This is a genomic window from Streptomyces sp. NBC_00328 (genome assembly GCF_036139655.1).
Taxonomy (GTDB): Bacteria; Actinomycetota; Actinomycetes; order Streptomycetales; family Streptomycetaceae; genus Streptomyces.
In genome coordinates this window covers 7,190,743-7,214,093 of sequence record NZ_CP108013.1, presented here as the reverse complement: position 1 = coordinate 7,214,093, position 23,351 = coordinate 7,190,743, and the positions used below count along the sequence as shown (strand labels likewise).

Here is a 23,351-nt window from a genome sequence, read left to right as displayed (position 1 = left end):
CGGTCGGCGACCTGACCCACGACCTGGACCTCCCCCCGGGGAACTCGTTCGGGCTACGAGCGGGCGCGGGCCACGACCCTCGGGATGATGAGGTTATGGAAGGGCTGGATGGCCTTGAAGTACAGGTATCCGGCCCGCCGGTGGAAGCGCACCACGGTGGTGCAGACGCCTTCCAGGCCTACGGCCCCCTCGCGTACGGCGAAGGAGGTTCGGAAGTCCAGGTGCTTGTCGTTGTCGCCGGCGAGCACCTCGTCGTCGGAGACCGTCAGGACCCGGAAGGGGCCCAGTCGCGCTCCGGGTTCGACCCGGATCTCGTCGGGGGCGACTCGCTGCTGGACGTGCAGCCCGAACGGCGACATCACCTTGTCCCGCACGGTCAGCAGCCCGTGCACCCATTCGGGTGTCCCTGCCAGTACGGTCCGGGCGAAGTCCGCGGCACTGGTCCCCGGGGCCAGGTCCACCGCGACCGCGTCCACGTGATCGCAGCCGCCGAGGCTCGCCACCGCCGCGTCCACGACGGGTGCGGCGCCCCTGCGTACGCGCGTTCCTGTCCTGTGCCCCATGGTTCGTCCCGTCCCTCGTAGGCATGGCCGCGGCTCCCGCGCACGGCCACGACGCGGCTGCGACGCGGTTCGACCGTATCGCTCGTTCCCTGTTCACTCCTTGATCTCGGTTCAGTCCTTGATCTCGCAGATGGGGGCGCCGGAGGTGACGGAGGCGCCGACCTCGGCGCTCAGGCCCTTGACGGTGCCGGAGCGGTGGGCGTTCAGGGGCTGTTCCATCTTCATGGCTTCCAGGACGACGATCAGGTCGCCTTCCTTGACCTCCTGGCCCTCCTCGACGGCCACCTTGACGATGGTGCCCTGCATCGGGGAGGCGAGGGTGTCGCCGGAGGCGGCCGGGCCGGACTTCTTGGCGGCCCGGCGCTTGGGCTCTTCCCCCGCGGAAACTTCGACCGTGATCACCCCATGCTGTGGCGCCACGTACGGGACGCCGACCCGCCCGCCGACGGTCTCCCGAGGCTGCGCTACCGCGTCGAGCTCACCAACATGATCAACGTGACCTCAGACGTCGAAGAGGCATGCTCCCACTGGGTTCCGCCGGGTCTCTGGCACGGCAACAAGTGGCAGCCCAAGGGCTACAAGGGCCGCCCCGACCGCACCGGCCACCGACGCAGACGGCGGGCCCAGACACAGACCCCGGCCCAGCCGACGGATACGACGCCCCCGTCCCCGCGGCACGACGTCATACCGCCACGAGACTCCGCACCGCCCGCCGACCCGGTGGAAGCCTGACAGATCAGGGCCGCACGGGATTGATCACACGCCGGTCGCGGTCACATCCGACAAACAGACCAGCGCGACACGGTGGTTGTACTGGATCGTGTGCATCTGCTCGGCCCGGATGACGACCGGGTCAGCACGGACAAGCACCCCGATGCCTCCCACCGCGCGAGCGCCGAGCCGCACCATCGGGAGTGCGATCGGTCACTTGAAGCATGACAACAGGGCGTGCGGCGGCAAGGGGTTGGAGCGCCCTCAGCACTCCCAAGTGAGTATCAGTTGACCCTTCCTGACGTGATCTCAACTGGTGTCAGCACATGTCACACGGATAGCGTTTGTTTACTTGCGCAACCCCTCACCCCAACAGGAGCCCAAAGTGAACCGCCCCGCCCGGCTCGTCGTAGTCGCGCTCACCGCATCCACGGCTCTGCTGCTGACCGCCTGCGGCTCGGGAGGGGGCGACGACTCGTCCTCGGACAAGATCAAGGGGGCGGACGTCGGTAGCGAGAAGACCTCAGCCAGCCCTTCGGCTCCAGCCTCACAGGACGCAGCCGGGCGACCGAAGATCACGCTCTCCAAGGAGTTCCAGGCGAACTTCGAAGACTGGACGAACAGCGATCCGAAGCTCCAGGCGATCCTGAACGACGGTCGCGAGGAGCTGAGGTCGAAGTACGCGGCCATCATCGAGTCGAACCCGGACTCTGAGGCCGTGGCGTTCTACAACTCGGGGATCTCCCTGACGTCCGCCCGTAAGTGGATCAAAAGCTTCACCGACACCGACGACGGTCTGATCGGCAAAGTCACGGTCTACGACCCACAGGTCCACATCAACGACAGCGGTTCGGGGGTGCTCTTCTACTGCGTCGACGAACGCAAGGCCTCCACGAAGAACCGCAAGACCGGCAAGGTCACCGCCACACCCGACAAGCCCGAATCCGTGCTGCAATACCGCGCGAGGCTGGACAAGACCTCACAGGGCGTCTGGAAGAACGTGTCCCTCACGACCGTCGCCGGGGGCTGCAATTGATGCGGTTCACAGCAAGGGCCTGCGGCCTCGTCGTCGTATCCGTTTCCGCTCTGCTTCTCGCCTCTCCGTCGGCCTTCGCGATCGGCGACAAGAAAGGTCAGGCGCCCACGCCTTCGGGCCCGTCCGGCGATTCGTCCGGCAGCACGCTGACCGCCAAGGCCACCCACACCGGCATCAAGGTCACGCAGTCGAACGGCAGCACCTCGGGCACCTCGCCCAAGGCCCTCGCCCCCGTGGACCCCAACTGGAAACCCCCGGCGTGCTGGTACGAACCGGTGGCCACGCCGCAGGCACTCAAGGCGGCGGTGGACCGCCTCAAGAAGAACCCCAACACGGACCTGGTGCCCGTCACGCCCACGCTCAGTTGGGGCGAGGACCTAATGGTGGACCACTACGAGAAGGGCAAGGCAGAGAACGGCAGCGGGGACGGCTACGAGAACTACAACCTCGGCAAGGACGGCATGTTCTGGCGCGGGGTGATCAATCAGGACAGGGCGAACGACCCGGCATCGTACGACTGCGAGGACACCCTGTTCTGGCAGAACGCCAGGACGCTCCCCGCCAACAAACACGCACCCACCCCTGACGTCCTCGCCGCTTACGCCTACAACAAGATCAAGGTTCCCGAGACCGAGATCGAGCTGAAGCCGGCCACCAAGTCCACGGTCAACGTGCCGACCTGGGTGTGGCTGGACAAGGGCACCTTCAAGCCGGTCAAGGTCCGCGCCGAGCTGGCGGCCGCGGGAGTGTGGGCGGAGACGACGGCGAAGCCGGTCGCCCTCCACCTGAACCCGGGCACGGGCGACGCCCAGGCCTTCCCCGCCTCCGGTGACTGCGCGATCAACGACGACGGGTCCATCGGCACCCCGTACACCAAGGGCGACGCCGGCAGGACCCCGCCGTGCGGCATCACCTACCTGCGTGCCACGGACGGGAAGCCGTACCGGCTGAGCGCGTCCATCACCTGGCAGATCTCCTGGCAGGGCAGCGGCGACGCGGCCGGGAACCTGCCGGACGGCACGTTCGAGACCACCCAGGACATGAACGTCCAGGAGATCCAGCCCATCAACCGCTAGACCGTCCGCGGACGCCGCTGCCGACCACGCACTGGGGTCACCCCACCCACGGGGTCCGCGACGCGCTCGGAGCAGTCGGTCCACGTACAGCGGCAGGCGTGGTGTCCGACACGGAAGCAGCACCACCCCGAGGGGCTGACCGCCCGGCCGACCCCTGCTTCCGCAGCCGCCGGCCCGGAACCCGCGACCTCCGTCGGACTTCTTCACCAGCTCCAGAATCACCACGCACTCCACGTGATGCGTCATCGGAAAGATGTCACGAAGTGGCTCTCGGCAAGAACGACCAGGTCAGAGCCTCATTCCGTGATTCGACGCCCTCCTTGGTCAACGTCGGAGCGTCAATCGGGCGTCACGACCGCTGCCCAGCACAGAGCCGGCAGTGGCCGACCCTGGTGGCACTACGACGGCACATCCGACCTGCACGGGTGAGGCACGGGCGACGGTCGACGTCGACGGACTCGCCAGTGCGGCGCGCCGCAGGTTGTTTGCTGGTTGCGATCGTGCGATTCGGTCACCTGATGCAGTCGGCGAGGTCGATGAGGAGAAGGCGGCCAAGTCGTTGAGGAGCCCGCATGGTTCGGCCAGCAGCAGGCCCCAACAAGGGGCTTGCGGCGCGCTGCAACGAAGTCTGCCCGCCGCAACGACTCCGGGACTCAGACGATCGACTTGATGGTCTTGTCCGCGTACCGCAGCGTCTCGTCGACGGCCTTGTCCATCTCGCGCAAAGCATCGGGCTCTGCTGTGAGGAGAGCAGGGACGTTGATGATGCTCGCGGCGAGGAAACATCCCGCCACGGTGAGAAACTCCTTGTACCGTTCCCGCCCCTCGTGCCCGAGCGACTCCCAGTCCCGAGGCTCCGGCGGCAGACTCGCCTTCCATTTCTCAAGGGCGTGGGTGCCGTGAACTTCGACGTATTCCATGATGACTGTGGCGCGATCCAGTACGTCGATCATCACATCGAAGCCTTGCTGCGACTGATCCAGAGCCGCCTCCGCCGCCTCGACCTCGGCTCGGAGACGCTCCTCCTCCTTCTTGTTCCGGCGCTGCCTCAGGACGTAGAAGCCGGCGGCCGCCAGCGCTGCCGCCGGGGCAGCGACCATGCCTGTGAGCAGAAGAACTCCACCCGCCATGCCCGCACCGCCCGCGGCCAGTGTGCCTCCTCCCAAGAGGGCCAGAGTCGCGTTGGTCGCGGCAGCCCCGGCCAGCGTCGAAATAGTTGCTCCAGTGGAGGCGGTCCCGAACATCGCGGCGGCGGTGAACGCGCCGTAGGCCGCGGCGCCGCCGACTGCCGCCCCGGCCGCACCTCCGGCGGCGGCACCACGGATCGCGTTGGCGATCCCGGCGGACATGGCCTCAACACGTATCGCCGTAGGGAGCTCGCCCGTGCTCTCGGCCTCCTCCTCACTCGGCTTCTCCGGCTCGGGCGCCCCACTGATGCTCTCGGCCAGCTCCACGAACCCCATGAAGAACTCGTCGCGGACGACATCATGGACACGATTGAAGGCTTCCCCGTGTTCTTGGGTGATCTTCGACCGCTGGGCCGTCTTCTCGGTGATCTCCGCGTGACGTCTCTTCGTCTCCGCGACCTGGTCGCGCAACTTCACCGGCCGCTGGCCTCTCTGACGAGCGAGAGACCTGGTTCGATCCTCAGCCTCCTGCTTGATCTGCGCGGGTGTCAGTCGGAGCGCGAGGGCGAGGGCGGCCAGACGATGCTCCCCGGGACTCACGAGACCGCGCTCGATACGGGAGATCGAGACCGCGCCACCCTTCCCGTAATCGGCTCGCTCGGCCAGCTCTTCCTGAGTCATCGAGGGTTTCTGGGCCTGGCGGTACTCGCGGATCACGAGGCCCATCGCCTCTGCACTGAAATCATTCATCGGTTCCGGTCCCTTTGGTCAGCGGGCTGTGGCGACGCCAGGAGGACTGAACCTCACGCACCAGCGACCCACCGGAGCGGAAAGCCCGGGCGCTGTCTTCCTTGAGCTGCTTGGCCGCCTTGACAACGGCCGGGTCACGACGGACTTTGTCGGCGGTCTGGATGTTCTGGGCGGCAACGAGGGCCAGTTGGGCGAGGTCGAGGCGAGACATAACAGTGGACCTTTCGTCGCTGATTACGCCTGCACGCGCACAACATAGCGTCACTTAGTGCTCGGCATCCGCACTATGGCGACACTGACTGCACGGCGACACACTCATTACCGAAGCCGCCGTAGACGATCACCCCGCGCGGCAGGGAAGTGCCGAGCCGGAAGCGAAAGGACGCCATCGTCGAGCTCGAACGGCTGAACCGCTTCCTGAAGTCCATCAGGCACGGGTGAGGACGGCTCTTCCTGACCGACGTCTCGCGCTACGTCCGCCAGGAGATCGACGTTCCTCTCGGCCTTGTCCGGGGACAATGCCTGAAACCGGAGGCATCCCAGACTGGTTGAGTTGAGCAGCGCGCAGCGAACCTTCATGCGGAACAACCTGCTCCGCCCCACCCGGCCCCCTTTCCAGCATCACTGTTCCTGCGTTGTGCCGTTTGACCCTTGTCCGGATCTGTAGGGTCGTGCGCACCATCCTGGTACACCACAGGAACAACAAGGGGAACTGTGAAGCACTACACCGCCAGCAAGAGTCGCAATCAGGGGCGGGAGTCGTGGTCGGTCATCTTCCGGCACCCTGCTCGCCTTGACCTCGCGACCGGCAAGACCGGCCGCCGCGTGCGTCGAGGGCTCGGCACCAGTGACGAGACGGAAGCCACGATGCTCGTCGAGCAGTTGAACACCGTTCTCAGCACTCCGGAGTTGTGGGAGGCGACGGCTCGGCCGAACGCACTGGGCCGCTTCGACGACCGTGTCGTCGACATCTTCTATGAGGGCCTCGAGGCATCCCAGGTCGACTTCGCTCAGTTGCGCCAGGATCTGTTGCCGCTGCCGAGCCAGGACGACGGCTACCGAACGGTCCTGCTGCTCGGCACCACCGGTGCGGGAAAGACCACTGTCGTCCGTCAGATCCTTGGTACCGAACCGACGACCGAGCGCTTCCCCTCGACCTCAACGGCGAAGACCACCGTCGCCGACACCGAGCTGATCACGACCGAGGAGGGACCGTACCGCGCTGTCGTCACCTTCGTTCCCCGAGACGAGGTCATCGACTATCTGACGGAGAACGTGTCCGAAGCGGCCCTTGCCGCCTTTCGCACGCGGTCCGATGCCGAGATCCGTCGTCGGCTGCTCGACCACGCCAACCAGCGATTCCGCTTCAGCTACGTCCTCGGTCGGGAGCTGGCCAAGGACGATGACCAGGATCTGGCCGAGGACGACGAGGAGACGTTCGACGACATCGACCCTGCGGATTACGGTGCCGTCGACCTGACGGCCACGAACGCTGTCGTCACCGCAGCGGTCGAGACGGTGAAGGCGGTCGTCGCCCGATACGCGAGCACCACCACCGAGGCGTTCAAAGACATCGAGGAAGATGAGCGCGTCGTGGAGGAGCTCATCGAGGAGTCCCTCGACAGTGACCTGCGTCAGTCCGACGAGTTTCACGCGGTCGTGGACTCCCTGATCGACGAGATCGAGAAGCGCTTCTCGACGTTGGACGTCGGCGAGTTGCGACGCAATCGTCAGGGCTGGCCGACCACATGGTCGTGGGAGTCCGGCGACCGTGCAGCATTCGTCAAAATGGTGAGCCGTTTCTCGAGCAATTTCGCCCCGCTGTTCGGACGCCTGCTCACGCCGCTGGTCAACGGCATTCGCGTCAGCGGCCCCTTCCAGCCGGGCTGGGCATCGGAGCCGGTCAACTTGGTGCTGGTTGACGGCGAGGGGCTGGGACACACGCCGAAGTCCGTCGCGGCACTCTCGACCCACGTCGCGACCCAGCTGCAGAGTGTCGACGCCATCGTGTTGGTGGACAACGCCGCCCAGCCGATGCAGGCGGCGCCGGTCGCGGCGCTCAAGGGAATCGCGGTTTCCGGCAACGCCGGGAAGCTGCACATTGTTTTCACCCACTTCGACCAGGTCAAGGGCGACAACCTGCCCACGTTCACCGACCGCGAGCAGCATGTTCTCGCGTCCGTCGAGAACGTCCTGAAGTCAATCGGTGACGAGCTCGGCCCTGCCGCCGAGCGGGTTCTGCGTCGACGCATTGATCAGGCTCGCTACTTTGTCGGCGGAATTCAAGATCAGCTCAATACCAAAAGACGGGCCGGTTCACGCACGATCGAGCAGCTCAACGCGTTGCTGACGCTGCTCGCTCATCCCGAGCGCGCCACGCAGGCCGGCCCGAGCCGCCCCGTTTTCAATCGCATGAACCTTTCCTTGGCAGTCGTGGAGGCCGCCAAGGCCTTCCACACACGCTGGCGCGGACTCCTCGGTCTCGAATACAACCCCGAGGCTTCGAAGGAGCACTGGACCCGGGTCAAGGCGCTCACCCGACGTCTGGCCGAGGGCTGGAGCGACGAGTACGACAACCTCAAGCCGGTCGCCGACCTCCGCTACCACCTGCAGATGCAGGTCTATCAGATGCTGCAACGTCCCGAACGCTGGTCCAGCGGTGAACCTGGCGAGGACGAGAAGCAGGCGATCCTGGACGCGTTGTCGAACGCGATCACCAGCCGCCTCGTCGAACTGACCCAGCGCCGGCTCCGGGACGAAGTGCGGCACGGCTGGCAGGACGCATACCTGCAGAAAGGCCCCGGCTCGACGTATGTGCGGGCTCGACTCATCGTGACCGAGGTCTACGACCGCGGCGCCCCGATCCCGACCGTGACCGCCTCGCCCGACCAGAACCGGTTCCTGCACGACGTGGCCGAAGCCGTCGACGAAGTCGTTCGAGAGTTCGATGGCAATCTCGAATGACCACCTTGCCAGACCTTCGCTTCCTGCTCTCCATCAACTCCGAGAACGCCTGGAGCGACCTGCTCGCGACCCTGATGGACGCCGACCATGCGACGACCCGACGCAGCCTGGGCATCCCTGGTGACACCCCGCTGGTCATCCGTCGCGAAGCAGCGAAGTCACGGGCTCGCAGGCTGTCGGACCGGCCCGACCTGGTCGTCGAATCCATGGGCCGGACGGTAGCCGTCGTCGAGGTCAAACTTCTGGCCGGTCTGGGCCACGAACAACTGGAGCGTTACTACCAGTACGTCATGGAACCCGACCGCGACGGGTGCCGGTTCATGACCGTTTCACTGCAACGTGTCCGCCTCGACACAGAGCACGCGACGGTGTGGAACAACCAGACCTGGGAGAAGCTGCTTGCCTCGTTCGTCTCGTCACCGGTTCCCTGGGTGGCGACCACCGCGGCGGCATGGCTGCGCCACATCGCCTCACAGGTACCGCCCGTCTACGGCACGACGATCTGGAACCAGATCGACGGAACCAACCTCTATCTCGCGCTGCGGCTGCGCTCGGCCTACCTCTACGACAACGTAGCCGTCCCGACGGGGTCGTCCAGATCGGTGCAGGAGATCGGCTCGGGCGGTTTGTACGTCGCCATCGTCGACGCACCGATCCCGAAAAGCGGATATACGGTGCGTTGGGAGGCGACCGAGCACCTGCCGACACAAGACGTCGGCAAGTTGACCGACGGGACAGGGCTCCGCGGGATAGAGATCCGGTTCTTCCTCGTGCAACAGAACGTCATCTCATCCCGGGCCTACGACTGGGACCACCTGAATCTCTTGTGGCGTGAATACCTCGAAGCCGAGGACTGGATTCCCTGGCGGCCGCATCCTCCTCGCAAGCGGCTCCAATGGGAGATCGACGGCGTGGCACGGCTGCGGCAACTCGGCAGCCCCGCGTTCCTCGGCTACGGCTTCGGCGAAGGCCAGGCCAAGCTCAGCGGTGAGGTGGAGTTCGGGGCGCGCTTCGTTCTGCCACCATCGACGACATTGGCCGAGGCGACCGACGTACTGAGCCGCGTGGCGGTGATCGGTTCTCGCATGGCCGGGCATCCGATGGCGCCGCGGACGGTCCGCACCGAGTAGTTGTTACGGGGCTTGGTAGCTGGGCAATGCGTCAGCAGGATCTGCTGGATGTCTGCCGATCTTGTGCCTACATCGCGCACGACCTGCGGGTCAGCGTCCGGTCGGTGCAGCGCTCACGCAAGGCCTGGCCACAGGGCAGGCCGAGAGCCCTGGCCTCGAAGGGCCCGGCCTCGCTGTCGCTGCTGAACGACGGGGTGTTCGCCGTGCTGGAGCGGGAGCTGCTCAAGGGCCCGGTGGCGCACGGCTGGCCGGACCAGACCTGGACCCTTACTAGACCGATGCACGCCCCCAGCCAGACCCACACGGCACGTGCGTCACCTCGGACTACCAGGCCGCCGCAGGTTCGCCCACGCGCGCACCGGACGCGCTTCTGGTCCCATCGGATGCCGGAAAGGGCGCAAGGGATCAACCTCAGCCCAGGGAACGAGTGCCGCCGCCGGATCTCCACGTTCAGGGAGCCAGGAGGCGAGGCGCTGCCAGACCTCGCCCGCGTGGGCCGGGCGGCGGTGCGGTTCCTTGGCAAGGAGTTGGAGGACGAGGGCCTCCAACTCACCGGGGGTTTCGGGGCGCAGGTCACGCAGCGGGGTGGGGGGACGGTCGAGGATGAGACCGGGGAGCATCAGCTCCGAGCGGTGTTCGAAGACGGGTTCCCCGGCGAGCATCTTGTGGAGTAGGCAGCCGAGGGCGTACAGGTCGGTACGGTGGTCGACCGGTTTGCTCAGAACCTGTTCGGGAGCCATGCACTCCAGGCTGCCGGGGCGTTCGCCAGTGGTGGTGAGCTTGGCTGTGCCGGGTTCGAGGAAGGCAGCGACACCGAAGTCGAGGACCTTGACGACGCCATCAGTGCGGATGACGACGTTGCGACCCTTGAGGTCACGGTGGACCACGTCACGGGCGTGCACGGAGCCGAGAACCGAAGCAATCTGCACAGCGACCGACGCGGCCTCCCGAACGGTCAGTCGTCCCTGTTCAGCGATCCGGTCGTCGAGGTCGACGCCGGTCACGTACTGCATGACGAGGAAGCGGGTGCCCTTCTCCTCGCCAAGGTCGTAGACAGTTGCGATGCCGATGTGGTCGAGGCGGGCGGCGGCACGGGCCTCACGCTGAAACCGTTCATCGTCGCGGGTGCGCTGGTCCTCGGTAAGACCGGGGGTCACCTTCATCGTCTTCAGCGCCACGTCGCGGCCAAGGTGTTCATCGTGGGCGAGCCAGACGACGCCCATCCCGCCGGATCCGATCTCATGCTTGATCCGGTAGCGCTTCGCGATCACAGGTCCGATGTCCATGTACGGGGCGACTCCGTCCGGGTCCGTGGCCTGACGTGCCCGCAGGGTGGACGCGTCGACGAGGAGAGTGTGGCATGGCCACGGCACAGATGTCCCCGCTGACCACACAAGCGTATATTGACTTAGTTCACAGAATCATGTTGAGATGTGCGACATACGATCAAAGGGAGTGCGGTACGTCGTGCAGGACTGATGGCTACCGTTGGCTCCCGGACCGCTTCCGGAACGAGTGGGGAACACGTGGACGTCTTCGAGGTGCACCGGCGGCTGATCCGGGACTACAAGGAGTACACCTCCGGGTCAGTGGTGATCGACGACCGCCGGATCGACGAGAAGGTGTCGAAGTCCCTCGCCGACGGAGATCAGTGGCCCAACCCCTACCTCTCCCTCAACCCGAGCTTCGCGCCCGGCGGTTCGGTCGACGACCTGGCACGCCCGGCAGGACTCCTGCACCCGGAGTGCGCCAACATTTTCCGTACGGGAAAGGAGGAGCGGGGCGAGCCGGTCCGGCCGATCCGTTTCCACCAGCACCAGCTGGAGGCGATCGAGGCAGCCGCGTCGAAATCCTCGTACGTCCTGACCACCGGCACCGGCTCCGGCAAGAGCCTCGGATACATCGCGCCCATCGTCGACCGGGTGCTGCGTGAGAAGGAGCAAGGGGCCGCGCCCGGCATCAAGGCGATCATCGTCTACCCCATGAACGCCCTGGCCAACAGCCAGGAACGCGAGCTGCGGAAGTTCCTCACCGCCGGCTACGGCAAGGGGAACGAGCCGGTCACCTATGCCCGCTACACCGGCCAGGAACTGCAGCACGAGAAGGACGCTGTCCTCGATTCGAAGCCCGACATCCTGCTCACCAATTACGTGATGCTGGAGCTGATGCTCACCCGCCCCACTGAGCGCAAGGAACTCATCGGGGCGGCCAAGGGGTTGCGTTTCCTCGTCCTCGACGAGCTGCACACCTATCGGGGACGGCAGGGCGCCGACGTCGCCATGCTGGTGCGACGGGTGCGCGAGGCCTGCCAGTCACCCCACCTCCAGTGTGTGGGCACGTCCGCGACGATGGCCACCGGCGGCACCCCCGCCTCCCGCCGCCGCGAGGTCGCCCGGGTCGCCTCGACCCTCTTCGACACGGAGATCTCCCCGGACAGGGTTGTCGGCGAGACCCTCGTACGAGCGACCGGCGACGCTGTACCCACCCCTGCCGAACTCGCTGCCTGCGTAAGGGAGAACGATCCGCAGGCCGCATACGGGCAACTGGCCGCCGATCCGCTGGCCCGGTGGATCGAGACGACCTTCGGCCTGGTCGAAACCGAGGACGAGGACGGCTCCACGCTCTTGGTGCGCGCCGCCCCGGTCACCGTCGAGGACGCGGCCCGGCAACTGCGCGCCGAAGCGTTCGACATCGAGCAGGACGAGCCCGAGGAGCAGTGGTACGCCGCCTGCGCGGAGGCCATCCGGGCCACTCTCCAAAAGGGTTCCCTGGCACGCAACCCCGAGGACAACAGGCCACTGTTCGCCTTCCGGCTGCACCAGTTCCTGTCCAAGGGTGGCTCCGTATACGTCTCTCTGGAGCCCGAGAGCGACCGCTACATCACCCGTACCTACCAGCAGCGCGTCCCGAACTTCCCCGAGAAGCTGCTCCTGCCGCTCTCCTTCTGCCGCGAGTGCGGGCAGGAGTACCTGACGGTGGCCCGTGAGCAGCACGACGACGGCAGCGTGTCCTTCCGTACCCGCGAGGACGAGGACGACGAGCAGGGCTATCTGTACGTCTCGGCCGTCAATCCCTGGCCCGAGTCGGCCGGGGACGCCATCGAGCAGCGGCGCTTCCCCGACAGCTGGCTCACGTTCGACGAACGCAAGGGCACCCCCGTGCTCACCGCCAGTCGCCGCAAGCGGGCTCCGCAGCCGGTGTGGGTGAGTTCGGACGGCACCAGCGGCGGAAAGGCGAGCGGCGGCCTGTACGCGGCCTACGTACCCGCGCCGTTTCTCTTCTGCCTGGAATGCGGGGTGGGCTACGAGCAGGTCAGGGAACGGGACTTCGCCAAGTTGATGACCCTCGACCAGGAGGGGCGCTCGACCGCCACCTCGGTTGTCAGCGCCTCGATCGTGCGGCACCTGAAGAGCCTTCCGGAGTCCGAACTCAAGAAGGATGCACGGAAGTTGCTGACGTTCGTCGACAACCGGCAGGACGCGAGCCTGCAGTCGGGGCACTTCAACGACTTCGTGATGGTTACCCAGTTGCGCGGCGCCCTGTACCGGGCGATGGTCGCGGCCGGTGAGACGGGGCTGCGCTGGAAGCGGCTCGGCGAGGAGGTGGTCGCGGCTATGGGACTCTCCCCGCACGAGTACGCGGCCAACCCCACCGAGATCGAGGATCTGGCCGAGGGCACGCTCGAAGCGCTGGCAGCGATCGCCGAGTACCGCCTCTTCCTGGATCTGGAGCGCGGCTGGCGCGTCACCATGCCCAACCTGGAGCAGACCGGTCTGCTCGGCCTGGAGTACGGGGGCCTGGAGGCGATCGCCCGCGACGAGGAGCGGTGGCGGGCGGCGGCCGGCCCGCTGCGGACCGCCACGCCCGAAGTCCGGGTCAAGGTCGCCGCCGTCCTCATGGACGAGCTGCGCCGCCAACGGGCCGTGGACACCCCTTACTTCACCGAGGCCAAGTTCGCCGAACTGCGCAAGGAGTCGGCCCGGCTCAACGACGCGTGGGGGATCGCCGACACCGAGTCCGCGCCGCCGACGGCCGGGATCGCGGTCGCCCGCCCCGGCCGCCCCGGCCGCACCGGCAAGGGGCGCAGCGAGCTGAACCTCACCGGGCGCGGCGCCTTCGGCCGCCATGTCCGCAAGCCCGCCACCTTCCCTGAATGGAATAATGGTCTTTCGCTGGACGCGGCGCAGGACGTGATCCGTGACCTGCTGGCGGTCCTCGCGGCGGGCGGGGTTCTCGCCGAGGTCTCCCAGGGGCGGGGCGAGGAGCCCGGCTATCGGATCAACCACACGGTCATCCGCTGGCACGCCCGCGACGACGACCATGGCGCGGTGGACCGGCTGCGCCGCACCTATCGAGACGAGCGCGGGCCCCGCGTCAACGCCTTCTTCAAGCGCCTCTACCAGGACATCGCCCAAACCTTCGCCGGTCTGCACGCCGCCGAGCACACCGCACAGGTCCACCCCGAGGTGCGCCAGGAGCGCGAGGACCTGTTCAGTGAGGGCACCCGGCTGCCGCTTCTGTACTGCTCGCCGACGATGGAACTCGGCGTCGATATCGCCAGCCTCAACGCGGTCAACCTGCGCAACGTGCCCCCGACGCCCGCCAACTACGCGCAGCGTTCAGGGCGTGCGGGCCGCAGCGGACAGCCCGCCCTGGTCACCACATACTGCGCGACCGGCAACAGTCACGACCAGTACTACTTCACCCGGCGTCAACAAATGGTGGCCGGAGCCGTCGCCCCGCCCCGCCTGGACCTCGCCAACGAGGACCTGCTCGCTTCCCATGTGCACGCGATATGGCTCGCCGAGACCCGCCTCGAAATCGGCCGCTCCATGACCAATCTGCTCGACTCCGACGGCAAGAACCCTTCACTGACGGTGGTGCCGTCGGTGGCGCAGCAGATCGACAATCCGGATGCGCAACGCCGCGCCCTGGTGCGCGCCCGCACGGTCCTGGACGGCTGCCTCGGCGTGCTGCGTTCCACCTCCTGGTGGCACGAGCAGTGGCTGGAGCAGACCGTGGAGGCCGCCCCGGGCAGCTTCCGCAGGGCCTGCGGGCGCTGGACGACCCTGTTCCGCCGGGCCCTGGAGGAACGGGAGATCCAGCACGACAACATCCTCAACCGCACCGCCACCGGCCGCTCCAAGGACCAGGCCAAGCGCCGCCGCGCCCAGGCCGAGAGCCAGCTGGCGCTCCTCCGCAACGAGCAGGGCGGCGAGCGCACCGTGATGTCCGACTTCTACCCGTACCGCTACTTCGCCTCCGAGGGCTTCCTGCCCGGATATTCCTTCCCCCGGCTGCCGCTCGCCGCCTATATCCCGGGGACCGGCCGCACCAGCCGTGGTGGCTACGACGGGGACTATCTCCAGCGCTCGCGGTTCATCGCGATCCGCGAGTTCGGGCCCGGTGCGCTGATCTACCACGAGGGCAGCCGCTACAAGGTGGACCGGGTGCAGCTGCCGCCGGACACCGCCGGCGAGCTGACCACAGAGAGCGCGAAGGTCTGCGGGCGCTGCGGCTTCTTGTCGCCGGAGGAGCTCCGGGAGGACACCTGCGGGGGCTGCGGCAGCAGTTTCGGCGACGCTCGGACCGGCCTGCTGCACCTGCACACCGTGTTCACGCACCGCCGCGACCGGATCTCCTCGGACGAGGAGGAACGACAGCGCACCGGCTACAAGGTGGAGATCTCCTACCGGTTCAAGAAGCACGAGGACGGCCGGGACGGCTCCCTGCGGGCCACCGCCGAGGCCGCCTCGGGGCGTGCTCTCGCCGAGCTGGCGTACGGGGACAGTGCCACCGTCCGGCTCACCAACCTCGGCTACCGCCGCTCCGTCGCCAAGGGAGAGATCGGCTTCTGGATGGACCCGGTGACGGGCGAGTGGCTCGCGGGCTCCACCAAGAAGAGCTCGGCCGGGACCGGCCGCGAGACGCCCGAGGAGCAGGAGGGACTGGGGGACGCCGAGAAGGCGACTCGCAAGATGCCTGTCATCCCGTACGTGCAGGACACCCGGAACATCCTTGTCGTCAAGCTGGCCGAGCCGGTCGACCGGGACACCGCCGTCACCCTTCAGTACGCGCTTGAGCGGGGTATCGAGGCCGAGTTCCAGCTGGAGGACTCCGAGCTGGACACCGAGGAGCTGCCGCCGTTCGACGGGCCGCGCGAGCGGCTCCTCTTCATCGAGAGCGCCGAGGGCGGCGCGGGCGTACTGCGCCGCCTCCAGGCCGAGCCTGATGCCCTCGCACGCGCCGCCCGCAAGGCTCTGGAGATCGCCCACTTCGATCAGCTGGGCCGCGACCGCGGCGCGGAGAAGCCCAACGGCGACCCGTGCGAGAAGGGCTGCTACGACTGTCTGCTCTCCTTCGGCAACCAGCGCCACCACCGTGTCATCGACCGCAAGCTGGTGCGCGAACTTCTCCAGGCCTTCGCGGGCGGCCACGTCGGCGGCAGTACCCCGGGCCGCTCCCGCGACGAGCACGCGGACGTGCTCAGACAGGGCGCCGACTCCCGTCTGGAGGAACGCTTCGTCGAATATCTGAGGTCGCACGGACACCGGCTCCCCGACCACCAGCAGATCAAGGTGCGCGAGGCCCTGTCCAAGCCGGACTTCGTGTACGACACCGGGTTCGGCCCGATCGCGGTCTTCGTCGACGGCCCGCACCACGACCACTCCGACATCGCGCTGCGTGACGACGAGGCCGAGGAGCGGCTGAAGGACTTCGGCTGGGAGGTGATCCGCGTCCGCTACGACGACGACTGGTCGAAGAAGGTCGCCGAGTACCCTCAGGTGTTCGGCGAGCCCCGCCGCTGACCTGCGGCCGGACCTGCTTTTCGCGGGTCCGGCCCGTATGTTCCTGTACCTGCCCGCACCCCGCAGACCCACCCCGAAAGGCCCGTATGACCACCGCCGTCCCGCCGGCCCCGAAGTACGCCGTCGGCTCCCTCGTCCACGCCCGGGGCCGCGAATGGGTGGTGTTGCCCGACTCCTCCGAGGAGCTCCTCGTGCTGCGCCCGCTGGGCGGGGCCGATGTCGACATTGCGGGAGTGCTGCCCGGCCTGGAGACGGTGGTACCCGCTACGTTCGCCCCGCCCACCCCCTCCGACCTCGGCGACCAGCACACCGCAGGGCTCTTGCGTACCGCGCTGCGGATCGGGTTCCGGGCCGGGGCCGGGCCCTTCCGGTCCCTGGCCTCGATCGCCGTGGATCCGCGCCCGTACCAGCTGGTTCCGCTGATGATGGCCCTGCGGCAGGACACGGTGCGGCTGCTGATCGCGGACGACGTGGGCATCGGCAAGACCGTCGAGTCGGGGCTGATCGCGGCCGAACTGCTCGCGCAGGGTGACGCGCGGGGTCTGGTGGTGCTGTGTTCGCCGGCGCTCGCCGAGCAGTGGCGGGCTGAGCTGCACGGCAAGTTCGGCATCGACGCGCGGCTCGTGCTGCCCGCCACGATCGGCCGTCTGGAGCGGGAGACGCCGTACGGCCAGTCGGTGTTCCGTCCGGACGGGGTGTACGTGGTGTCGACCGACTTCATCAAGTCGCCCCGGCACCGCGAGGACTTCCTGCGCAACTGCCCCGACCTGGTGATCGTCGACGAGGCGCACACCTGTGTCGCGGACTCCACGGCGCAGGTGTCGGCGCGTACGTCTCAGCAGCGGTACGGGCTGCTGCGGGCACTCGCCGACGACGAGAACCGGCACCTGCTGCTGGTCACCGCCACCCCGCACAGCGGCAAGGAGGAGCCGTTCCGCCGGCTGCTCGGGCTGCTCGACCCGCGGCTCGCCTCGGTCGGTTTCGGCAGCCGGGCCGGGCGTGAGCTGCTCGCCCAGTTCTTCGTGCAGCGCCGCCGCGCCGACATCCGCGAGGACTTCCAGGACGGCGCGCACTTCCCGTCCGTCCGGGACTCCGCCGAGGTCTCGTACGCCCTGCACCGCGACTACCGCAAGCTGCTGGCCGAGGTCTTGTCGTACGCCCGGGAGACGGTGCGCTCCGCCGACGGTGCGCTCCAGCAGCGGCAGCGCTGGTGGTCGACGCTGGCGCTGCTTCGTACCCTGTCCTCCTCGCCCGCCGCGGCTGTGCGCTCGCTCAGCACCCGGGCGGGTGTCCAGGAGGCGGACACCCCCGACGAGGCGGACCGTACCGGGCAGTCGACGGTCTCCGACCAGGCCGACAGCGACAGCGACCGGTCCGCCGACGAAGTCCCCGGCAGCCTGCTGCGGCCGCGCACTCCCCGGGAGGAGATCGACGACGAGGAGAAGGCCCGGCTCATGGCGATGGCGGAGGCCGCGAAGAAGCTCGCCGGGCCCGTCCGCGACACCAAGCTGAAGATGCTCGTCGCGACCGTCACCGATCTCCTCGACTCCGGCTACCGGCCGATCGTGTTCTGCCGCTACATCGCGACCTCGGACTATGTGGCCGACCACCTGGACAAGGTCTTCAACAAGAAGGGCACCGAGCATCCGGTGGCGGTCGCCTCCGTCACCGGCGAACTCCCGCCCGACATGCGCCTGAACCGGATCGCGGAGATGACCGGCGCCGACGAGAACGGCGACCCCGCACCCGAGCGGCGCGTCCTGGTGGCCACCGACTGCCTCTCCGAGGGCGTCAACCTCCAGGAGTCCTTCGACGCCGTCGTCCACTACGACCTGGCCTGGAACCCGACCCGCCACGAGCAGCGCGAGGGCCGCGTGGACCGGTTCGGGCAGCGCACCGACACCGTGAAGGCGCTCACCCTGTACGGGGCGGACAACCCGGTCGACGACATCGTCCTGAAGGTGCTGCTGCGCAAGCACGAGCGCATCCGCCGGGCCACCGGCATCTCGGTGCCCGTGCCGCAGCAGGCGGAGAGCGCCATGCAGGCGGTCTTCGAGGAGCTGATCCTGCGCGGTGAGACCCCTGCCTTCGAGCAGGAGGGGCTGTTCGAGCGGGACCAGGTGCCCGCCGCCGAGCAGCTGGAGATCGCCTGGGAGTCCTCCGCCGAACGCGAGAAGGCGTCCCGGTCGCTGTACGCGCAGAACACGATCAAGAAGGAGGAGGTGGCCGCCGAGGTCGCCGAGATCCGTGCCGCGCTCGGCACCGGCGAGGAGGTCAGGGAGTTCACCCGCCGCGCGCTGAACGCTCTGCGCGGGGTGCCCGCCGACCGTAAGCAGGGCGGTTTCACCGCGCACACCGACGCCCTGCCGCAGGGCCTGCGGGACGCCGTGACCGCCGCGCTCGGACCGCGCCATCCGCGCCCTGTCGTCTTCCACGACGCGCCGAGCGCCCCGCGCGGCGAGGTGGCGCTGACCCGTACCGACCCTGTGGTGGCCGCAACCGCCCGCTTCGTCCTGGACACCGCCCTCGACACGAAGTTCCTCGACTGGCAGCGCCCGGCCCGCCGCTGCGGGGTGGTCCGCACCAGCGCCGTCAAGCGACCCACCACGATGCTCCTCGTACGCCATCGCTTCCAGCTGAACCTGCCGACCCGCGACGGCGGAGTGCGCACCCAACTCGCGGAGGACGCACGGGTGGTGGCCTTCACGGGCAAGCCCGAAGCCCCCCTGTGGCTGCCCGAGGAGGAAGCGCTCGCCCTCCTCGCCGCCCGTGCGACCGGCAACTCCGACCCCGGGTTCGCCACCGACCACATCGCGGCGATCCTCGCCGCCCTCGACACCGGTCTGATGGACGAACTGCGGGTCCGCTCCAAGGCTGCCGCGAAGGACCTCGAGGCCTCGCACCACCGGGTGCGCTCCGCCGCCAAGGCCCGTCTCGCCGGACTGAAGGCCGTCCCGCAGGGCGACCCGGACGTCCTCGGCGTCTTCCTCTACCGCCCGGCCGCCACGATCCAGCTGGGAGCGGACGCATGAGCATCGCCAGGACCCTGGTCACCGACACCGTCGCCACCGTGGGCGGTCTGCTGCCGTACGACCTGCTCGTCCGGATCAAGGAGGGCAAGGAGCTGTCGGGCGCCAAGCCCGCCGACTACCGGCTCTTCGCCAAGGGCGAGTCGGTACGGGACGCGGCCGAGCGCTCCTGGGGCTATCTCCACGGCGTCTGGATCGCCTACCAGGAGGCCCTCTCCCGCGACGGTGCCGACGACGACACCGGTGTGCACGCGGTCGGTCTCACCACCGAGCGCTGGCTGCTTCCGCTGTTCGAGCAGCTCGGCTTCGGCGCGCTGACCGAGGTTCCCGAGCCCGGCCTGCCCGCCCACGACGAGGCGAAGGACTTCCCCGTCAGCCACCGGTGGGCGCACGTCCCCGTGCACCTCACCGGCTGGAACGTGTCCCTGGACCGCCGCACCCCCGATGTGGCGCCACAGACCCCGCAGTCGATGGTCCAGGAGTACCTGAACCGCTCCGGCGAGCGCGTGCTGTGGGGTGTGCTGTCGAACGGCCGACAGCTGCGGCTGCTGCGCGAGTCCGCGTCGCTGACCGGCGCCGCGTTCATCGAGTTCGACCTCCAGGCGATCTTCGAGGGCAAGCGGTCCGACGACTTCGTCCTGCTGTGGCGGCTCCTGCACCGCACCCGTTTCGAGGGTGCCCCCACTGCCTCCTGCCCGCTGGAGAAATGGCGCACCGAGGCCATCGACTCCGGCACCCGTGCCCTGAAAGAGCTTCGCAAGGGGGTCGAGAAGGCGCTCACCGTGATCGGCAGCGGCCTCATCGCCCACCCCGACAACACCGCCCTGCGCGAGGCCCTGCGCGCCCGCACCACCACCGTCCGCGACCTGCACCCCGCCCTCCTGCGGCTCGTCTACCGGCTCCTCTTCCTCTTCGTCACCGAGGACCGCGGCCTGCTCCTCGACCCGGACGCCGCCGACGGCCCGCGCGCCACCTACGAGAAGTACTTCTCCACGGCCCGCCTGCGCCGGCTCGCCCGCCGCACCGGCACCCCGCACGGCGACCAGTGGGAGGCCCTCACTCTCGTGATCAAGGGCCTCGGCGAGACCGGCGGACGCCCCGAACTGGGGCTGCCCGCGCTCGGCGGCCTCTTCGAACCGACGGCCGTCGACCGCCGGTTGACCGGCCTCCACCTCAGCAACGAGTCCCTGTACGAGGCGATCCGCGCCCTCGCCGTCATCTTCGACGTCAAGCTCGGCCGGCCCCGCAGGGTCGACTACCGCCACCTGGGCGCGGACGAACTCGGCTCGGTCTACGAATCGCTCCTCGAACTCGAACCCCGCCAGGACGACGACGGCTCGTACGTCCTGAGGAAGCTCGACGGCAACGACCGCAAGACCTCGGGCTCCTACTACACCCCCTCCCCGCTGATCGACTGCCTCCTCGACTCCGCCCTCGACCCCGTCATCGAGCAGGCGGTCCGCTCCGGGACGACGAAGGACGAGCGGGAGGCCGCCCTGCTCGCCCTGACCGTCTGCGACCCGGCCTGCGGCAGCGGCCACTTCCTGGTCGCGGCAGCCCGGCGGATCGCCCGCCGCCTCGCCGAAGTCCGTACCGACGACCCGGAGCCGGGCGCCGAGGACGTACGGCACGCGCTGCGCGACGTCATCTCCCGGTGCGTGTACGGCGTCGACCTGAACCCGATGGCCGTCGAACTCGCCAAGGTGTCGCTCTGGATCGAGGCCATGGAGCCGGGCCGCCCGCTCACCTTCCTCGACGCGCACATCAAGCACGGCAACGGCCTCCTCGGTACGACGCCGAAGCTGCTCGCCGGCGGGCTGCCCGACGAAACGTTCAAGGTCCTCGAAGGCGACGAGGCCAAGTGGGTCAGGAACCTGAAGGCCCGTAACGCGAGCGAGCGGGAACGGTGGCTGGCGGCGGTCCGCAAGGGAGCCAGCCAGGACGCCCTGTTCTCCGAGGAGCACGCCATCGCGGTTTCCAACGCGGCCCTGGCCCAGGCGACTTCGGCGATCACGGATGCTCCGTCGATGGAACTGGAGGACGTCCAGGGCCAGGCCCACGCCTATCACGAGCTGACCACGTCCAAGGACTACGTCAAGGCCCTCAGGCTCGCCGACGCCTGGTGCGCGGCGTTCGTGTGGGAGAAGACCGGGCAGACCTCACCGGCCGCCCTCACGACCGACTCCCTCCTCTCCCTGCACGCGGCCGGGGGTGACACTGACGCCGAGGTCGACGCCGACGCGAACCTGCCCGACGGCACGGTGCGCACGGTGCGACAGTTGCGCGAGGAGTACCGCTTCTTCCACTGGCACCTGGAGTTCCCCGAGGTATTCCGGGCGCCGGCCGACACGGCGGCACCGGGCGTGGACGAACGGACGGGGTGGAAGGGCGGGTTCAGCTGTGTGCTGGGGAATCCGCCGTGGGAACGGGTCAAGCTCCAGGAGCAGGAGTTCTTCGCCACCCGCGACGAGAGGATCGCCACCGCCGCGAACAAGGCGGCCCGTGAGCGTCGGATCGACGCCCTCGCCGAGAGCGAGGAGGAGTCGGACCGTCAGCTGCACGCCGAGTTCATCGCCGCGCGCCGCCAGTCCGAGGGCGTCAGCCATCTGCTGCGCGGCTCGGGCCGCTTCCCGCTCGCCGGGCGCGGCGACGTGAACACGTACGCGGTCTTCGCCGAGACCGCCTCCCTCGGCATCGCCCCTGCCGGGCGTTTCGGCCTGGTCCTGCCGACCGGCATCGCCACCGACGCGACGACAGCGCCGTTCTTCTCCGACCTGGTGCGCAGCTCGCGCCTCGCCTCCTTCCTGGACTTCGAGAACGAGGCGTTCATCCTCAGCCGGGACGTGCACCACTCGGTCCGTTTCTCGCTCCTCACCGTCACCGGCCGGGGCGAGCGGGTCGCGGAGGCGTCCTTCGCGTTCGGCACCCGGCACATGGCGGACCTCGACGAGCGCCGCTTCGCGATGCCGCCGGAGGAGATCCTCCTCGTCAACCCCAACACCGGCACGCTCCCCGTGTTCCGCACCCGCCGCGACGCGGAGATCACCCTCGGCATCTACCGGCGCGTCCCCGTTCTCAAGCGAGAGCCGGACGCGGCGGGGAAGGGCGCCACGGACCCATGGGGCCTCACCTTCATGACCATGTTCCATATGTCCAACGACTCGCATCTGTTCCGCGGAAAGACGGAGCTTGAGAACGAGGGCTGGACGCTGAAGGGGAACATCTTCACGGACCCGTCCGACGGGCGTCGCTACCTGCCGCTGTACGAGGCGAAGATGCTCCACCACTTCGATCACCGGCTCGGCACCTACGAGGGGCAGACGCAGGCGCAGGCGAACGTGGGGACGCTGCCCCGGGTGACGCCGGAGCAGCACGACGACCCGGAGTTCGCGCCGTTGCCGCGGTACTGGGTGCCGGAGTTCGACGTGGACTCGGGGAAGCGGGACAAGAAGCTTAACCCGATCATGTGGCCGGGGGTGGCATCGCGGCTGCGGGAGCGGGAGTGGTGGCACGGGTGGTTGATGGGGTGGCGGGACATCGCGCGGTCTACGGATACTCGGACAACGATGGCTACCGTGCTGCCGCCTTACGGCGTCGGCCACACCAACCCGCTTATGTTCCCAGCAGATGCGGAGTCCGCGGCTCTGTTGCAGGCGTGCCTGTCGTCGTACGTTTTCGACTACGTGATCCGGCAGAAGATCGCGGGCACGCACCTGACCTACGGTTACATCTACCAATTGCCGGTCCCCGCGTTGTCGGACTTCGCTGAGGCGCCCAACGGAACCCGATGGTTCATCGATCGCGTGGCCGAACTGACATGGACCAGCAGGGACATGGCGAGCTTTGCCAAGGATCTCGGCTACACCGGGCAGCCGTTCCAATGGACCGGCAGTCGTCGTGAGCTGCTGCGCGCCGAGTTGGACGCCGCGCTGTTCCACCTATACGGAGTGAGCCGTGACGATGTGGAATACGTCATGGAAACCTTCCCGGTGATCAAGCGAGAGGACGAGGCCGCCCACGGCACCTACCGCACCCGCGACCTCATCCTCGACGTCTACGACCGCATGGAAGAGGCCCGCGTGACCGGCGGCGCGTACCAGACCGCGCTGTACCCGCCGCCGGGCAAGGGGCCCCGACACGACAGCTGAGCGCGAAC

12 protein-coding genes and 2 pseudogenes are annotated in these 23,351 nt (G+C 68.2%); 9 read left to right on the top strand and 5 right to left on the bottom strand.

Translation table 11 applies throughout. The features are described 5' to 3' along the window. Window positions 1-53: 53 nt before the first annotated feature. Together OG485_RS31645 and OG485_RS31640 are read right to left on the bottom strand one after the other, a co-directional pair. Complete coding sequence (locus OG485_RS31645) at window positions 54-563, bottom strand: DUF2867 domain-containing protein (protein ID WP_328671993.1); 510 nt, start codon at window positions 561-563, stop codon at window positions 54-56. 111 nt (window positions 564-674) lie between these two features. Beyond that, window positions 675-950, bottom strand: a pseudogene (locus OG485_RS31640) (acetyl-CoA carboxylase biotin carboxyl carrier protein subunit); the annotation flags it as partial. A gap of 18 nt (window positions 951-968) precedes the next feature. Here OG485_RS31640 and OG485_RS31635 point away from each other — a divergent pair. The 3 genes from OG485_RS31635 to OG485_RS31625 all read left to right on the top strand — a co-directional run bounded on the left by OG485_RS31635 (window position 969) and on the right by OG485_RS31625 (window position 3,386). After that, entirely contained in the window at window positions 969-1,295 is a 327-nt protein-coding gene (locus OG485_RS31635; protein ID WP_328671992.1) for a hypothetical protein, read from the top strand. A 364-nt stretch (window positions 1,296-1,659) separates the two neighbouring features. After that, window positions 1,660-2,310, top strand: coding sequence for a hypothetical protein (locus tag OG485_RS31630; RefSeq protein WP_328671991.1), 651 nt, complete (start codon window positions 1,660-1,662; stop codon window positions 2,308-2,310). Continuing rightward, window positions 2,310-3,386 carry a hypothetical protein gene (locus OG485_RS31625; RefSeq protein ID WP_328671990.1) on the top strand — a complete coding sequence of 359 codons (1,077 nt, stop codon included), beginning with the start codon at window positions 2,310-2,312 and terminating at the stop codon, window positions 3,384-3,386. Before OG485_RS31630 ends, OG485_RS31625 begins: the two co-directional genes overlap by 1 nt. A gap of 653 nt (window positions 3,387-4,039) precedes the next feature. Here OG485_RS31625 and OG485_RS31620 read toward each other — a convergent pair. Further along, a complete protein-coding gene (locus OG485_RS31620) occupies window positions 4,040-5,263 on the bottom strand; it encodes a helix-turn-helix domain-containing protein (protein ID WP_328671989.1) in 1,224 nt (407 codons plus the stop codon). Further along, a complete protein-coding gene (locus tag OG485_RS31615) occupies window positions 5,256-5,474 on the bottom strand; it encodes a hypothetical protein (protein WP_328671988.1) in 219 nt (72 codons plus the stop codon). The genes OG485_RS31620 and OG485_RS31615 overlap by 8 nt, the downstream gene beginning before the upstream one ends. Before the next feature lie 503 nt (window positions 5,475-5,977). On the opposite strand from OG485_RS31615, the gene OG485_RS31610 reads away from it, so the two are divergent. From OG485_RS31610 to OG485_RS44065, 3 genes and pseudogenes are all read left to right on the top strand, one after another. Next, window positions 5,978-8,227, top strand: a complete 2,250-nt coding sequence (locus tag OG485_RS31610; protein ID WP_328671987.1) for an ATP-binding protein — start codon at window positions 5,978-5,980, stop codon at window positions 8,225-8,227. Further along, a complete protein-coding gene (locus OG485_RS31605; protein WP_328671986.1) occupies window positions 8,224-9,357 on the top strand; it encodes a PD-(D/E)XK nuclease family protein in 1,134 nt (377 codons plus the stop codon). Before OG485_RS31610 ends, OG485_RS31605 begins: the two co-directional genes overlap by 4 nt. A gap of 71 nt (window positions 9,358-9,428) precedes the next feature. Then, a pseudogene (locus OG485_RS44065) lies at window positions 9,429-9,632 on the top strand (IS630 family transposase); the annotation flags it as partial. A gap of 39 nt (window positions 9,633-9,671) precedes the next feature. Here OG485_RS44065 and OG485_RS31595 read toward each other — a convergent pair. Further along, window positions 9,672-10,643, bottom strand: coding sequence for a serine/threonine-protein kinase (locus tag OG485_RS31595; protein ID WP_328671984.1), 972 nt, complete (start codon window positions 10,641-10,643; stop codon window positions 9,672-9,674). A 240-nt stretch (window positions 10,644-10,883) separates the two neighbouring features. Here OG485_RS31595 and OG485_RS31590 point away from each other — a divergent pair, with 240 nt between their 5' ends. The 3 genes from OG485_RS31590 to OG485_RS31580 all read left to right on the top strand — a co-directional run bounded on the left by OG485_RS31590 (window position 10,884) and on the right by OG485_RS31580 (window position 23,343). Next, entirely contained in the window at window positions 10,884-16,166 is a 5,283-nt protein-coding gene (locus OG485_RS31590) for a DEAD/DEAH box helicase (protein WP_328671983.1), read from the top strand. A gap of 86 nt (window positions 16,167-16,252) precedes the next feature. Next, the gene (locus OG485_RS31585; RefSeq protein WP_328671982.1) at window positions 16,253-19,198 is read left to right on the top strand and encodes a helicase-related protein; all 2,946 of its coding nucleotides are present in this window, start codon (window positions 16,253-16,255) and stop codon (window positions 19,196-19,198) included. Further along, window positions 19,195-23,343, top strand: coding sequence for an Eco57I restriction-modification methylase domain-containing protein (locus OG485_RS31580; protein ID WP_328671981.1), 4,149 nt, complete (start codon window positions 19,195-19,197; stop codon window positions 23,341-23,343). The genes OG485_RS31585 and OG485_RS31580 overlap by 4 nt, the downstream gene beginning before the upstream one ends. Window positions 23,344-23,351: the final 8 nt, after the last annotated feature.